General features: G+C 41.9%; 13 protein-coding genes. 6 read left to right on the top strand and 7 right to left on the bottom strand.

Features of this window, described 5'->3' with window-relative positions; all coding sequences use genetic code 11:
- Nucleotides 1-348: 348 nt before the first annotated feature.
- Complete coding sequence (locus PSE69_RS04165; RefSeq protein ID WP_004920811.1) at nt 349-1653, bottom strand: NAD(P)/FAD-dependent oxidoreductase; 1305 nt, start codon at nt 1651-1653, stop codon at nt 349-351.
- Between the two features lie 1309 nt (nt 1654-2962).
- On the opposite strand from PSE69_RS04165, the gene PSE69_RS04170 reads away from it, so the two are divergent.
- The 6 genes from PSE69_RS04170 to PSE69_RS04195 are packed head-to-tail and all read left to right on the top strand — an operon-like array spanning nt 2963 to nt 11020.
- Nucleotides 2963-4003, top strand: coding sequence for a LuxE/PaaK family acyltransferase (locus PSE69_RS04170; RefSeq protein ID WP_040133242.1), 1041 nt, complete (start codon nt 2963-2965; stop codon nt 4001-4003).
- A complete protein-coding gene (locus tag PSE69_RS04175) occupies nt 4000-5091 on the top strand; it encodes an acyl-CoA reductase (RefSeq protein WP_004920814.1) in 1092 nt (363 codons plus the stop codon). The genes PSE69_RS04170 and PSE69_RS04175 overlap by 4 nt, the downstream gene beginning before the upstream one ends.
- Nucleotides 5078-6109 (top strand): NAD-dependent epimerase/dehydratase family protein, encoded by a 1032-nt coding sequence (locus PSE69_RS04180; RefSeq protein ID WP_004920815.1) that lies wholly within the window; start codon nt 5078-5080, stop codon nt 6107-6109. The genes PSE69_RS04175 and PSE69_RS04180 overlap by 14 nt, the downstream gene beginning before the upstream one ends.
- Nucleotides 6106-8337, top strand: a complete 2232-nt coding sequence (locus PSE69_RS04185; protein WP_102780487.1) for a penicillin acylase family protein — start codon at nt 6106-6108, stop codon at nt 8335-8337. The genes PSE69_RS04180 and PSE69_RS04185 overlap by 4 nt, the downstream gene beginning before the upstream one ends.
- A gap of 12 nt (nt 8338-8349) precedes the next feature.
- Entirely contained in the window at nt 8350-9768 is a 1419-nt protein-coding gene (amrS, locus tag PSE69_RS04190) for an AmmeMemoRadiSam system radical SAM enzyme (protein WP_121874554.1), read from the top strand.
- Between the two features lies 1 nt (nt 9769).
- Nucleotides 9770-11020, top strand: coding sequence for a lipase/acyltransferase domain-containing protein (locus tag PSE69_RS04195; RefSeq protein WP_121874553.1), 1251 nt, complete (start codon nt 9770-9772; stop codon nt 11018-11020).
- A gap of 339 nt (nt 11021-11359) precedes the next feature.
- On the opposite strand, the gene nagZ is transcribed toward PSE69_RS04195, so the two are convergent.
- From nagZ to PSE69_RS04225, 6 genes are all read right to left on the bottom strand, one after another.
- Nucleotides 11360-12379: a beta-N-acetylhexosaminidase gene (gene nagZ / locus PSE69_RS04200; protein WP_004920819.1), complete on the bottom strand. Its 1020-nt coding sequence runs from the start codon at nt 12377-12379 to the stop codon at nt 11360-11362.
- A gap of 63 nt (nt 12380-12442) precedes the next feature.
- Entirely contained in the window at nt 12443-13303 is an 861-nt protein-coding gene (locus tag PSE69_RS04205) for a phosphotransferase (protein WP_004920820.1), read from the bottom strand.
- Nucleotides 13293-13877 (bottom strand): penicillin-binding protein activator LpoB, encoded by a 585-nt coding sequence (gene lpoB, locus PSE69_RS04210; protein ID WP_121874552.1) that lies wholly within the window; start codon nt 13875-13877, stop codon nt 13293-13295. Before lpoB ends, PSE69_RS04205 begins: the two co-directional genes overlap by 11 nt.
- Entirely contained in the window at nt 13877-14293 is a 417-nt protein-coding gene (locus PSE69_RS04215; RefSeq protein ID WP_014656171.1) for a YcfL family protein, read from the bottom strand. Before PSE69_RS04215 ends, lpoB begins: the two co-directional genes overlap by 1 nt.
- A gap of 9 nt (nt 14294-14302) precedes the next feature.
- Entirely contained in the window at nt 14303-14653 is a 351-nt protein-coding gene (hinT, locus tag PSE69_RS04220) for a purine nucleoside phosphoramidase (RefSeq protein ID WP_004920823.1), read from the bottom strand.
- Nucleotides 14654-14681: 28 nt separating this feature from the next.
- Nucleotides 14682-15473, bottom strand: a complete 792-nt coding sequence (locus PSE69_RS04225; RefSeq protein WP_014656172.1) for a metal-dependent hydrolase — start codon at nt 15471-15473, stop codon at nt 14682-14684.
- Between the last annotated feature and the right edge of the window lie 5 nt (nt 15474-15478).

Genomic DNA, 15478 nt, shown 5'->3' on the forward strand with positions numbered 1-15478 from the left:
TGACACTATGAGGTTGATACTCGCATGACTCAACGGATACTTTTATAATTTTATATAAAACAAAAATTCCACATAATAGAAGGTAGCAACTGCCAATAATAAGTATATTAGCTTATAAGCTAATCCAGAATTTAATTAAAATGGCATATTTAAATTAATGCCGCTTCATATCAGGCATCTTTATAGTGTACCTCCTATAATGTATTTAATCGTTGGGGTTCGCTCAAAATAGTTTATTCATAAATAATCAATCAATTGATTAAAGTTTATATTTAAAAATACTTATAAAAAAATCCCCGTTTAATGAAAAACGAGGATTTTTCCTATTTATTGCGACTGACTAAAACGTTAGTGAAGTTTTAATTTCGGACGAATAATGCGGTTAATACTTCCGACTAACATCATTAACCCTGTTTTCACATAGCCATGAAGCGCAATTTGGTGCATTCGATACAATGAGATATACACAAAACGTGCAATACGCCCTTCCACCATCATATCCCCACGCATCAAGTTACCCATTAAGCTACCCACGGTACTAAAACGCGATAAAGAGACTAAAGAGCCATGATCTTTATAGATATAATCTTTTAGTGGCTTATCTTTTATCATCGCCAAAATATTATCATAACAGCGGCTCGCCATTTGGTGTGCAGATTGCGCTCTAGGTGGCACAAAACCACCGTCAGGCTTAGCGCATGAGGCACAGTCACCAATCGCAAAAATGGTATCATCGCGGGTTGTCTGTAATGTCGACTTAACGACCAACTGATTGATACGATTCGTTTCTAACCCCGCAATCTCTTTCATAAAATCAGGTGCCTTGATACCGGCTGCCCATACCATTAAGTCAGCACGAATTTTCTCACCCTCTTTTGTATTCAAGCCATCGTCATCAGCGCTGGTCACCATCGTTTTAGTTAGCACTTTTACACCTAACTTATTTAACTCTTGATGCGCTGCCGCAGAAATACGTGGTGGTAATGCAGGCAGAATACGTTCACCGGCTTCGACTAATGTCACATTTAACGCGTCAGTATCTAATCCTTTAAATCCATAACTGGTTAGCTGCTCTACCGCGTTATACAACTCAGCCGACAACTCAACACCTGTAGCTCCAGCTCCAACAATCGCAATATTCACTTTCTCTTCTGCATTGTCGCGAACAGAATAACGTAAAAATAGATTAAGCATTTCATCGTGGAATCGATGGGCTTGTTGCGGATTATCTAAGAAAATACAATGCTCTTTAACACCCGGCGTACCAAAATCATTTGAAGTACTACCTAGTGCCATGACTAAAATGTCATAATCAATTTCACGCTCAGGAACCAATAACTCCGCGTTTTTATCCCGTAATTCACCCAAAATGATCTTTTTATTGTCACGATCGATTTGTGTCAAAGAGCCTAATTGGAAGTTAAATGCGTTGTGGCGAGCATGGGCAAGATAGCTCAAGGCATCCACACCATCATCTAAAGAGCCTGTTGCTACTTCATGTAACAGAGGTTTCCATAAATGACTTGGATTACGATCCACTAAAGTGATTTCTGCACGTTTTTTACGCCCTAATTTACGACCTAGTCGTGTTGCTAGCTCTAAGCCGCCAGCACCACCACCGACAATCACAATTTTTGGTTGAGAAAAGGCCATATTTCCCTCATTGCAAAATAAATTAATGTTATTTAAGCCTTATTCGAAATAAAAAACTTAAATAACATTAATCACCACTTATAAGACCAAAAGTTTGTTGAGGATAACATGCTTGGTCATTTGGTCATACCAAATATTGATGTATATCAAATTAATTGATTAATATGACAGCGATCACAAAAAAGTGTGATTCATTAGCAAAATGAAACGAGTCAGCTTGCATAGATTGATATTAATCAATATTTGAGCCAATTTCCAATCTATTTGATAATGAGAATCAGTTATTATTGGTAGTCAATATATGTGGACTTAAGGGGGCCATGACAGCTTATTGTTCACTAAGGGCTTACAAAAAAAGCGGGATAGTGTAAATTTTGTAGAGAAAACAACCCATATTAGAGATCATCATTTGGCTATTTTTGGCTAGTTTCTCTGATAAATCTCTCGGTTTTTATCATTTCGGCGGTAAACGGCATCGTTCTTGTTGAAAGGCATAATTAATGAAATTTATTTTATATCAAATCATTACTAGCATTGTATCGAGCATTATTTGTATCTATCATCTTGTTACACTCTATCTTGTCTTTTCCTCTTTGCCTTTTGAGCTGTCCAGTGGTTATTTTTTAATAACTAAAATAACGATAATATTTCTTTCATTATACGTGATCGTTATTAATGAAGTGGCGAGACGGAACAAACGCTGGGAGTTTTGTGTTAATTTATTTAAATATAAAAAACAAAATAATATTCAACGAATTGATTTATTTATTCTTTTTTCATTTTCACTTGTCATCACCTACATCGTTACTCTACTGTTTAGTTTGCTACTCATCTTACTCATTCGCCTAAATCCAACCTTCTTGGAAAACCTCAATATTTGGATGTTACATATGACGATCACCGTCATTAAATATGCAACTTTATTGCTATGTTTAATCCCTTTATATAAAGCATTTATCGCCTATAAAAAGCAAAAAAACGATAAGTGAGACATTGTAGCGAAGAGATATCACTTTACCTCTTCGCACTTAAAAGCACGCTATGTCATCCCCATTAACTTTTTATACTGCTTGATCACTTAAATAAATCAATAACACAACTAAATTAAGTGACACTTTCTATTTACCAACGATTAATATTTCCCCAATCCGCTATAAATACCACTAACAAAACGGCTTTCATGATAACTTTTCAAACTTAAAATTCTCCTAAAGTGATAACTGCAACGCTTGATTCAGAATATTTACCTTTAGTTAGGTCATATAATAAAACTTAATAATAACTAAGCATTCTGATATAAGTGAAAAAAATGTCTGAGAACACAAGCAATCCTATTGATTTACTTATCAATAACCCGCAACCCTATGCGCCAGAAAGTATTGATGATGCGTTATTTTCAGCCGCAATGAAACAAGCTGATACCTGGCATTTAAACCGTAATGTTAATTATGCAAAGTTATGGGAAACAGAAGCCAACCCTCTGATCCCTATTAATTTGTTTAAAACCATGGATTTGGCGACAAATACCCAGCTTGATGGTATATGGTTAAATAGTTCAGGTACTGGGCAACATGGGAAAACACGCGTTTTCTTTGACAATCTCAGTTTAAAACGTATTGAAACGGCTATGGTGCAAATTTTTTTGCATAATCATTTGATTTCAACCACACCTTCTCGCTTTTTAATGTTATCTCCTGATCCCGCCACAGGTGAGCATGCAGGTTATGCCACTGCCTTTTTAAAGTTCACCCAATGTGCCCCAATACAAGAGCTTGTTTTTACTGTGTCAGAGCAAGGTCAATTTGATAGTGAGTTAGCGTGGTCTACACTCAAACGCTGGGCTAATGATCCTGCCCCTATCTATATTTTAGGCTTAACACTGTTTTTTGAATTTTTATGCCTAAAACGCCCTGAACCATTTACCTTGAAATCACCGATAAAAGGCTTAACCGGCGGTGGTTGGAAAGGGATGACAAAACAACTTGAACGCCCTGAGATTATTCAAGGTTTGCAACAAGTTTTACAAGCGCCTAGCGTCGATATTCGCGATATTTATGGTATGACTGAACATCCTCTTCACTACATTAGTTGTCCTGAAGGTCATTTTCATCTCCCTGCTTATTCACGTTTTTCAATCATGGCTGAAGATGGGAGCCATGCACCAGAAAATAAAAATGGACTCATTGTACTTGAAAGCCCTCTGTTTGCCTCAATACCTTCACATCGCTTATTAACGCAAGATCTGGGTTGTTGGGGCAATAATTGTGCCTGTGGTCAACCGCTACCCTTCCTGCGCTATCTAGGACGAGCATCTACCCCAGAGGGCACCTGTGCGGCACAAGTAAAATGAAAAACTCACTACAAACGCGTGTAAATAAAATCAAACTGTGCCTAACAACTTTGCGTGAAGCTAATTGGTCGTTTTCGGAAGATGAAAATACGCAACAATTTTGTTTATCGCGTTTGGAGCGTCTGACTGAAAATCAGTTATTGGAACAAAAGATCCATCGTGAATTAGGTGGAAAATATTGGCATGCACCGAAGCGTTTGCTGATTATTGTTTCTGAAAAAGATCCATTAGGTACACTAGAAGCGCTATGTGCCGCTTACCTTATTGGCAGTAAAATTCGCCTGAAAGCCCGCATATCAATCAATTATTTGCAACAGGTTAAACGCATTCTGTCACTTGATGATGAGGAGTGTGAAATCATTGATTGGCAAAGTCATTTACAAAATGATCAGCAGATACTCTCTGGCGTCGATACGGTCTTACTCGCAGGGGGCGAGGCATTAATCCAACACTATCGTCAAATCACACCGCCACATATCAAATTGGTCGAACTAGGGCCAAAAATCAGTGGCATGGCAATCATTGGCAAGCAACTTCCTGCAATTGAATTGATTTTGTACGATATCGCCCTTTTTCACCAACAAGTCTGTAGCTCACCTCGATTCATTTTGTTGGATAACCCCTTAGCGGCAGAAGCGCTTTATCATCAACTGATAACCACACTTGATCACCTTCCCATTTTGTCTGACAACCTACGCTTACAAGGCATATCGCAATTTCGCGAACATCGGTTCACTTATTCGCTATCCGCTCCCGATAAGCCGAGTGTTTACAGTGAAAAAACAGGCTGGGGAGTCACTTATCAAACAGAGTTTGCCCCTCAAGCATGGTTAACTCAGGGCTTTCAACTCGTCGTTGCTTCTATCGAAGATAGCCTAAAACAAGCGCAAACACTTTGGCCTGGGCGCCTACAGACCCTTGGTTATTTTGGCGATTTAGATTCTTTGTCATTACAACAATACAGTTTTACCCGTTATTGCCCAATTGGTCGCATGCACCAGCGCCCTATTCATGCGCCGCATGATGGCTTTTTCATGCTATCTGCCCTCGTTAACTTTATCAGTAAGGAAGAAAATGGCGATAAATAACCGCAACCTATTAATTACTGGTGGAACTGGGTTTATTGGCTCTCATCTGCTGCATAAGCTTGCTGAACAAGGTCATAATTTAACTGTATTATCTCGAAATCCACAAAATCGTGTGATTCCCTATCGCCCCAAATTACCTGAAAAGGTGAACGTGGTGACTGGTGATATTTTGCAACCTCAAAGCTTAAAACAAGCATTGGCAGGGCAAGATGCCGTGATCCACCTTGCTGCGGATTACCGTGTCGGTTTAGCGCCAACCCGCCAAGCACGGCAGCATATGTATCAAACTAATGTCATCGGCACCTCAAACCTGTTAGCAGCGGCTCAAGATGCTGATATTTCAAAAATCGTTTATATGAGCTCAACCGCTGCTTTAGGCGAAACCCAAGGCGCATTACTTGATGAATCTCACCGGCACAATGGCATCTTTCGTAGTTATTACGAAGAAACAAAACATATTGCACACGAATTGGTTGTAAAACAGCAATGCCAAGGCGCTCCTATCAATATTGCCATCAGCGGTGGGGTATTTGGTTTAGGTGATAACAGCGTATTAGCCCAGACCGTAAACGCCTTTTTACTTGGAAAAATCCCTTTTCAAATCGCAACGACAAGCACATTTCAACTTTGTCATGTGTCACATGTTTGTGATGGACTCATCACACTACTATCACCGGAAATTGTTCGCCAAAACTATATCTTGGCTGGCGAGACTTTCTCTATGCCCGAACTTTTTCAGATGCTAAGCCATTTTTGTGGCAGACCTTCTTTACCTGCCAAAAAGGCTTCTTCACTGAAAATACCTGCTTGGTTAATGGATAAACTCGCCAGCCTTGGGCTGACAATGCCGTTATCTTGCGAAGCGCTTCATATAATGGATGGCAGCTCCTACACTTATTCTTCCTATAAGGCCCAACAACAATTAGGTTGGAGTGCAGGCTATCCAAAAGAAGAGTTTATCGAATACGTATCACACCTCGCGACTCAATTGTCATCTGCTAAAAAGGATGTAGCATGAAAACCAAACATCTCTCATGCCAATGGGGGCACGTCACTCTATCCCTCGAATCAGCACAATTACTTTCCGTTAAAGGGAATAGCGATAATGCGGTTTTTTTTGGTCAAGGTTATGGCACCGCTAAACTACGTTTATGGCAACTCGATTTATCCCGCCGTGTCGCCAGTGGTCGCTTATCTGAAATTATGGGAAATGGGGCCTTACGTACCGATGTTTTTCAGCGACGATTAGGATTAGTGGAGCTGGCTGAGCGTGCGACAAACATTGATTGTGCCGCACCAACTCACTCTTGGCAGGCTATGCAATATCAACATATTCAAGCTTATACTGCCGGTATCAACCAAGCACTTAGTGAAATGAAAGTTTTACCCATCGAGTGCTTATTACTGCACTATCGTCCTGAAATTTTTTCAATCTCAGACAGTTATTTATTAGGACAACTGAAATATTTTATTAATTCCGCTTGGCAATATGAACTATTCCACACGCGCATAGCAAATCGATTGACGCCAAAACAGCATCAACAGTTATTGGCAACCTTTAGCCATGAAGGCCATCAAATTCCCCCACTACCACTAAATGAAAATGGGGATTGGCACCAAGAAGTGGTTAAGGCACTCAAAGATGGATTAAAAGGATTGCAGTATTTAGGGCTAGCTTCACCCGATACGGGCTCGAATGTCATTGCCATCAGTGGGTCATTAACCCAATCAGGAAAACCGCTATTGGCTACCGACCCTCATATGGGGCATGTGAATCCTAATTTTAATCTACTTTGCCGCCTTGAAAGTGATGAAGGACTCAATGTCGTCGGCTCTCATTTTCCAGGCTCTCCTGGCATTATCGTCGGTCGTAATAACCATGCTGCATGGGGAATGGTTGGTATCATGGCGGATAACCAAGACTTATTTTGGGGTAAGCTCGACCTTGAAAATGAGCAGGTTGAAACGGCATCAGGGAATCTGCCTTTAACTAAAAATATCCATGAAATCAAACTGAAAAATGGTAAATCACACAGTTTCACAACTTATAGCTTTGCTCAAGGGCGGTTAGTGTCAGAAAAAAATGGCTACGGTATGTTTTTACGTTGGCCTGCACTGGATGACCCAAGTGGTGACATTACCTTTTATCAGCTCGCCAAATGCCAAGATTGGCCTTCATTTAGAGATGCCCTTAAGCATGTAAAAAACTCACCAATGATGGTTGGCTATGCTGATATTCATGGGGATATTGGTCTGCAAACCATGGGATATATTCCAAAGCGTCATCAACAAATCGGTAGCTTGGTACTAAGCCTAACAGAGCCACAGCACCAGTGGTTGGGTTATGTGCCTTTTGATGAATTACCTTGCGAACATAATCCTGAACGAGGCTATACTCTTTATGCCAATCAATATAGTGAGTCACTGTTTACGGGAAAAGTGGCTTTATCTAATCGCTGGCATCCCCCTAGCCGTTCACGACGTATCGAGGCGTTGATCCAACACACCGACCAACACACCACCGAAACATTGACCGCTATTCAGGATGATAAAACAGATTATTTTGCCCAGCAGGCAAAACATTTTTTATTACCTTTCGTCCCTGAAGACAAGATGTTATCGCAGTGGGATGGTAACACAGAGAATATCCAAGCTTCGCGCTTACTTGATGTATGGTTCCAACATTTAACCGATAAATTACTTGGCAAAGTACTCAAACGAGGTTCCAGAACGCTATATACCGATTTTTGGCCAAGTTGCCGCTGGAGTATTCTCAATATCCTGCAACACCATATTGAGGATTGGCAGCATGAAGCCGATGCTTTGCCTGATCTGATCCGTGAATGTTATGCCACTGCGTTAGTCGCTAGCCAAAAAATGGCCCACCCCCAAGTTGAGTTTCAACACAGCATCAAAAAACCAATATGGCTCAATAAACTGTTAACAGGTCATTTTCCTTATCAAGGCGGTAATCGCGAAACAGTCCATGCCACACGACAAAATGCCGATTTTCTGACGCAATCCCAAGCGGGTAAAAATAAGTCTATTAAGACTAAACCCTATACCTTTGGTCCTGGATTCAAACTAATCTCAAATTTAGCAAATCGAGGGGAATGTGTGTATTTAATCAATACACCGGCAAAAGGCTCCCCATTTTTTTGGCAACTAAGGAAAACACTTAACGATTGGCAAGCAGGTAAAAGAAAAACGACAAGACTGGCAAATAAGCAAAATAATAATGAGTGAGGATTTAGATCAATGGCAATATTGAAGCAATGGCAGCAAACTAGTCATCCTGCTCGCCTTTGGCACCCGATTTCTAATTCACGTATTCAATGTGAATTATGCCCTCGAGCCTGTAAAATTAACCTAGGTCGAGTCGGGACTTGTAAAGTCCGTCGCAATGAAAATGGTCGCCTAGTGACGCTTAACTACGGCAAATCCGTTCCTATGACACAAGAGTCCATTGAAACCGAAGCCGTTTATCATTACGCTCCCGGTGAACGCATTCTTTCTTTAGGTAATATTGGTTGTATGCTGCGTTGTGACTTTTGCCAAAACTGGACAACGAGTCAAGCCCGCTATGTTCAAGACAGCCATGTGGCATATTATCGCCCAGAAGATGTGGTGAATTATGCCTTAAAACACAATATTCGTGTTCTTTCTTGGACTTATAACGATCCGGTTGTTTGGCACGAGTTTGTCATGGATACCGCGAAACTGGCACGTGAAAAAGGCTTAAAAAATCTCTATAAAAGCGCATTTTATATCAGTGAAAAAGGGATTGATGAATTACTCACCGTCATGGATATTTTTAGTATTTCATTAAAATCAATGCAGGATAGCTTTTATCGCAAACACACCGGTGGTCGCCTTCAACCTATCCTTGATGGGATCAAACAAGTTTATGATGCTCGAAAATCAGGTAATTACCCACATTTAGAAATCTCCAATCTGTGTGTGACAGGCCGCAATGACACATTAGAAGAGGCTAAAAAAGTCTCTGATTGGATGCTAACCCATCTTGATGCTGAAATCCCGCTACACTATGTACGTTTTCATCCCGACTACCAATATACCCATGTCGAGCGCACCGCTATCCCACTCCTTGAACAAGCACGTTTGCAAGCGCTCAATGATGGAATGCGTTATGTTTATGTCGGTAATGTATTCGATACGCAAAGCGCCAATACCTACTGCCCTGAATGCCAAACACTGTTAGTAAAACGTAGTGGACTCATTGCAGAACCTTATATGGATAAAGGCTATTGCCCTCGTTGTCATTTCCATCCTCCAATTATTTTACCATGGGAAGATGCGAACACCGATAAAACAGTCTTGAGCATACCAGATGGGTTACATTGTATTACCCACATGTTCCGCGGCCCAATTCAGGCCTGCCATATTGAGCAACAGCATGAATCGGATATTTATTACCAATTTGTCTCAAAAGACGGCACTCCTGTTAGCGATATCAATATGAATAACTGCGGTCGTTTTATGCTTTCTAAAAGTAACCCTAACGCGGAAGGTATTCGCCTCTATCATCATTTAAATGAACCTTGCCAACTATTTGAAGTTTATGACCGTGCCCATTTTCCTGTCACGGAAGCAGAGAAAACCCATCTTGGTAGTGAAAATGTGCCGGTGACTTTTATACCGTTAAAGGGGCGCTAATATGCCGTTAAATCGTGGATGGTCATATCTACGCGCACAATCCATCGCCACGCAGCTACGTCGTGCCAAACTCAATGATAAAAGCCCTAATTTACCCATTATTTATCTACCGGGTATTTTAGGCAGTAAACTGTTTGATAGATCCAAACAAGCATTTATCTGGGGGGATTATCGTGGCGTTTTCACGAAAAGCGATTATGAGTATCAGGCTCCTTCTCCCGATACCCCTTGTAATATCTTAGCCACAGAGCAACTGCATGAATTCACGATTGTTCCTAAGCTCATCACAACATTGGTCACACAGGAGCTGAAAGATGTTTTGCACGTTGGTTTAGGTTATCGAGAAGGCCAAGACCTCTTCTTTTTAGCCCATGATTGGCGAGCGGATCACCGAGAGCTTGTTACAATATTAGATGCCGAGATTAACCGCATAAAGACCCTTTTTGGTGACAAACAAAAATGTATTATCATTGCGCAATCGGCATCTAATTTGGCTGTACGCTACTGGTTGCGTCAAACCAGTGAAGAGAATCGGCAGCTTATTGCCAAATGGTATGCTTTCGGCCCGCCATGGGAAGGAACGTTTCATGCGTGGTCAATGATGGAAACTGGCTATTACGCCGGTAGTCGCTATTTTTATGGCTTTTCTCCCGATGATATTGCCGGATACCCGAGTGCTTACCAGTTACTTCCTGCTAATCCAACCGTTATCGATCATCATGGCAAAGTCATTGAACCGTTTGATATCTATGATGCCGACTGCTGGCAGCGGTTACGTATCGGCCCATACAAAACCTCCATCATTTCAGAGCAATGCCAACGTGTACGCGATAATCTAGCAAGTTACTTACACAGTGCGAAAACATTTAACCATGCGGTTTCTGGTGTATGCCCTCATGAGCAGTCTGTTCCACAGGTTTGGTATCTGAGTGATAACAATACCGCTTTAACCGCTGCAATCTGGGCGCGTGATCGCTGGTATCTGAAAGCCAAAGAGATAAAACGAGATTTTGCCCATTTAGCTGATAAGACGTTAGCTAAAGGCGATGACCATTTACCACTTGCAGGCTTACTTAAACATCGTTGTGGGCCTATTGTCCGTGATAATTATCAACAGCCTTGGGGGGAAAGTTTTGTCTTTATCAGCCAAGCATCTACTCACCGTGCATTGATTAATCATACGCCGAATTTACGCAGTCTTGCTTTTGATATTGCCACCACAAGGCGATTACATAGAGATAAAGCGGCATAGCCTTGCCCCTGTGGCTCCTCCCCCAATTGAACGCTCCCATAAAGTTGACCGTGAATTAAGCGGTCTTCAAGCACTGAGTTCTGTATTCAACAGGGCTTAGTCCTTTTCATTTAACCTTGCATCTTTCATAGTGATAATCATGGATACCTTCATTCACGACTCCCCTGTTTAACAATCGAGTTAAACTTTTTGCCGCAAAAACGCTCAAGCTTAAGTAATTTAAAACTGACGTTTTAAGGACTGTTTTACCATAGAAAAAGCCCCTTCAAGTGAGACTAAAAGCATCCAACTTTTGGGGGCTGTTCAGTTTACGGCTTTTTTACTAACGGCCGGTAATAATTAACGCTGTTCTTGCCATTTACGATGCAGTTCTACCAGTTTATTGTGGCTCTCTTGCCAGCGTTGTGCGCCTTGTAAGTCTTTCAAGCTATATTGTCGACCACTATGGAACAGTGATGAAGCTAGGCTCCCTTGCTGCTTTGGTAGGTTATCTAATACACTCACCGCACCATCACGGTTGTTGCAAACCAACACCATATCACAACCGGCTGACAACGAAGCGGCTGCACGCTCTGGATAGCTTCCCATGATAGCCGCCCCTTCCATCGACAAATCATCAGAGAAGATCACACCATTGAAGCCCAACTGCTCACGTAAAATCGATTTGAGCCAGAATGGTGAGCCACTTGCAGGGCGGTCGTCTGCTTGTGTATAAATGACATGTGCAGGCATCACGGCATCAAGCAAATCGCGCTGAATAAAGTCTCTGAAGATTGACATATCTTTTTTACGAATAGTTTCAAGGTCGCGGTCATCACGAGGGGTTTCTTTATGAGAATCCGCTTTCACTGCCCCATGCCCAGGAAAATGCTTCCCTGTCGTTTTCATCCCCGCACTACGCATACCTTTAATAAACCGTTCCGCCATGATCATGGCAATTTCAGGATCTTCATGGAACGAGCGCTCGCCAATCGCAATACTTTGATGCCCAAGATCTAGCACCGGCGCGAAACTAATATCGATATCCATAGCAATCATTTCAGATGCCATTAACCAACCAGCTTCCTCCGCTAATTTTGCCCCTTCAGATTGGCTATTAAGTGCTGCAAATGCTTGAGCGGAAGGTAATGCCGTAAAGCCATCACGAAAACGTTGCACTCGCCCGCCTTCCTGATCAACCGCTATCAATAAGCGATGACGGGATGCATCACGAATTTGGCGAACTAACTCCCTTAATTGTGCTGCATCATGAAAATTACGGGTAAATAAAATTAACCCGCCCACCAGCGGATGTGCCAGTATTTCACGCTCTTCACTGTCCAGCTCATAGCCCTGAACGTCTAGCATTATCGGACCCATACATGCCTCACTATTTAAAACGGTTTTACGATTTTTGCTCGCACTTGCGTTATACGAATTTAATTAACTAGGCAAACTAAAGTATTGCCTTAATGACCTTGAGTGTAACAAAAAATCATTATTTTGACTTTGGTTCCATTGCACTTCATACCACATTAACATCATATATTTGACCCATGGCGTCCATAGCCGGCATTGGTGAGCCAAGCGTTCAACATCGCCATAAGCATGGTATTTATTGCAATACTCTGATAAGAAAAAATCACGTTGTGTGGTATTCAATTGGTTCGCTTGAAAATAGGTTTCCAATGACAATCCAATATCGGTATTTGCCGCATACTCCCAATCCAATAAAGCCAGTTGACCACTCTCAGTACAGACAATATTGCCTTTATGAATATCCATATGGGCGGGGGCTAACTTTAGAACCCTTGGCATAGGTGCGGATAAAAAATGTTGGTGCCATCGATGCCACCGAGGCCCTTGGCGTTTTGGATCAACTAAATACCCGTAATGGGCAATTTCTTGCCTAAGCTGTAGACGATAAGTGAGTAAGGGTTGAGTATGTAATTTAGCAATTGTTGCCGCTAATAAAGATTGAAATGTTGGTGTTAAAAATTGAGTATCACTGGGTTGCTGACCATCACACCATGATAGTAATAACCAATCTGAATTTCTTGCTAACACTTTGGGCGCTTGACCAAAGTGTTGTAATTGATGTAGTACCCGCGCCTCTTTACGTCTATTCACGAATAGAGCCGTTTGCGCCTGACTTTGAGCACGCGCAATCAGATTGAGAGTATGTGACCGTAAGTGATAGGTTCCCCCTGAAAGCCCTGCTAATGGGGTTACTTCCCACGTTTTAACGTTAATATTTGGGAAGCAACCTGCCAGCAGTGCCAATAATGCACTGTCATTGCTCAATATCGTTTTTTCCTGACCAAAGGATCTCACCGCTTTGCACTGCCATCAGCTGCATTTCGATATCGCGTTGGTCGTTAGAGCCTGAAATCACACTATACAATACATAATCAGCTTGTACGTAACGCCCTAAGCCAATCGCTTTACTGCGTGTAACAAGGCTATCGTCTTGCGATAAACCTAACGTTCTACGCGCGGCATTGACCACATATTGTGGTACGACTTTAAAGCGATGACTGTCATCAACCGCTTTTACGATGGCTGAGGTCACATTTTGTACAGAAAATGAACCTGTCGTATTGTTTTTAACTGAATCCACCAACAGAACTTTGCCGCTCTCAACACCATTTGCCCCTGTCATCTGTCCGACTAAAGGCGAGACAGCTGCAGACCAATCTGTGGTTTTTTGCTTAGGTGGTGTAGGCACCTTATCGATTGGTGGTGGAGTTGTAGGCTCAGTGGGTTCAGTTGGCTCTACAGGGACAACTGGCGGAGGCGTTTTAGGCCTATCCTGCTGAAAAGAAGGACATCCTGCCAGCATCATCGCTGCCGCTGCAACGAACAAGATCCGTTTCATTATTTGTCTCCAAGCATTTGCGGTAAAAATACATAAACACGTACATTACGCGCGAGTGATGATGTACTTTCAGCATTAACACTAATCACTGAATTTGCAGGTATCATCTGCTGCAAATCATGGGTTGTTGCGATTTTCAATCCTTTATCGTCGTACCAATAGAGACGGTACATGACAGTCATCGGATTTGGCTGGCTATTGCTCATATTGATCTTAGCCACCGTCGCATAGTTCTCAACGCTGACTACAGGTTGCTCTACAATGATACCTTGCGCAAGAACCGCAGGCTCCATAATCACTCGTTGTTGATCATTGAATACTAACCCATCACGCTTACCCCATGAGCAAGCGCTCAGCGCAAACACCACAGCACTGAGTGTTAATATACGTATCAATGTTCCCCAAATCTTTTTCACATCATTACCTTATTTTGCCAGCAATGGTCCAAGAGGACGACCGCCAACAAGGTGCATATGAATATGAAACACTTCCTGCCCGGAGTGTTCATTACAGTTCATGATCAAACGGTAACCGCTTTCAGCAATCCCTTCTTGTTTGGCAATTTTTGCTGCAACGGTAAATAAGCGCCCCAATGCCAGTTCATCTTCCGCAGTCACATCATTCACTGTTGGGATGAGTTTATTGGGAATAATCAGGATATGTGAGGGAGTTTGTGGCGAAATATCACGAAATGCGGTAACCAGTTCATCCTGATAAACGATATCTGCCGGGATTTCACGTCGAATGATCTTACTGAAAATAGTTTCTTCTGCCATTGCGAATTCCTTTAATATTGACTAATTATTACGCTTTATTCTCGCCGACATTCAAATGAAATAGGCGGTTAAAGTTTTCAGTGGTAATACGTGCCATTTCTTCAGGGCTAACCCCTTTTAATACTGCCATATACTCTGCCACATCCCGCACATAAGCAGGTTGGTTCTCCTTCCCACGATGCGGCACGGGGGCTAAATAAGGTGAATCCGTTTCTACTAAGATCCTATCTAGTGGAACAACCCTTGCAGCTTCACGAATTTGCTCTGCATTGCGGAAGGTAACTATCCCTGAAAAAGAGATATACATACCAAGATCTAACAATTCCATGGCTGTCTGTTTATCTTCCGTAAAGCAGTGCAAAACACCGCCACAATCCATCACTTGTTCTTCACGTAAAATAGTCAGTGTATCTTCTCGCGCATCGCGCGTGTGAACTATCACAGGTTTATTAACCTGACGACCAATACGAATATGTTGACGGAAAGACGCTTGCTGAAGTGCTGCATTTTCTTTCTGATAATAATAGTCTAGCCCTGTTTCCCCTAACGCGACCACTTCTTCACCAGCAGCTAATTGCGCTAAGCGTTCAAAATCATACCCTTCATCCAAATTAAGTGGATGAATACCGCAAGAAAATGCCACATTAGCACGCTTGCCAATCATGGTTTTCATGTTATCAAAACCATGTAACGTTGTGGCAACCGCTAACATAAATCCGACATCGCGTTGCGACGCCTTTGCGATCACATCATCGACGCTTGTATGTAATTTTTCATAATCAAGGCAATCGAGATGGCAGTGTGAATCAACTACAAACATATTTC

It is taken from the genome of Providencia sp. PROV122, assembly GCF_028482365.1.
Lineage (GTDB): Bacteria > Pseudomonadota > Gammaproteobacteria > Enterobacterales > Enterobacteriaceae > Providencia > Providencia stuartii.

Bases quoted from the DNA above. Each gene is read 5' to 3' on its own strand.
- hinT (WP_004920823.1), bottom strand. From the start codon at position 14,653: ATGGCAGAAGAAACTATTTTCAGTAAGATCATTCGACGTGAAATCCCG.
- PSE69_RS04170 (WP_040133242.1), top strand. From the start codon at position 2,963: ATGTCTGAGAACACAAGCAATCCTATTGATTTACTTATCAATAACCCG.
- PSE69_RS04225 (WP_014656172.1), bottom strand. From the start codon at position 15,473: ATGTTTGTAGTTGATTCACACTGCCATCTCGATTGCCTTGATTATGAA.
- amrS (WP_121874554.1), top strand. From the start codon at position 8,350: ATGGCAATATTGAAGCAATGGCAGCAAACTAGTCATCCTGCTCGCCTT.
- PSE69_RS04165 (WP_004920811.1), bottom strand. From the start codon at position 1,653: ATGGCCTTTTCTCAACCAAAAATTGTGATTGTCGGTGGTGGTGCTGGC.
- PSE69_RS04185 (WP_102780487.1), top strand. From the start codon at position 6,106: ATGAAAACCAAACATCTCTCATGCCAATGGGGGCACGTCACTCTATCC.
- PSE69_RS04175 (WP_004920814.1), top strand. From the start codon at position 4,000: ATGAAAAACTCACTACAAACGCGTGTAAATAAAATCAAACTGTGCCTA.
- PSE69_RS04195 (WP_121874553.1), top strand. From the start codon at position 9,770: ATGCCGTTAAATCGTGGATGGTCATATCTACGCGCACAATCCATCGCC.
- PSE69_RS04180 (WP_004920815.1), top strand. From the start codon at position 5,078: ATGGCGATAAATAACCGCAACCTATTAATTACTGGTGGAACTGGGTTT.
- lpoB (WP_121874552.1), bottom strand. From the start codon at position 13,877: ATGAAACGGATCTTGTTCGTTGCAGCGGCAGCGATGATGCTGGCAGGA.
- nagZ (WP_004920819.1), bottom strand. From the start codon at position 12,379: ATGGGTCCGATAATGCTAGACGTTCAGGGCTATGAGCTGGACAGTGAA.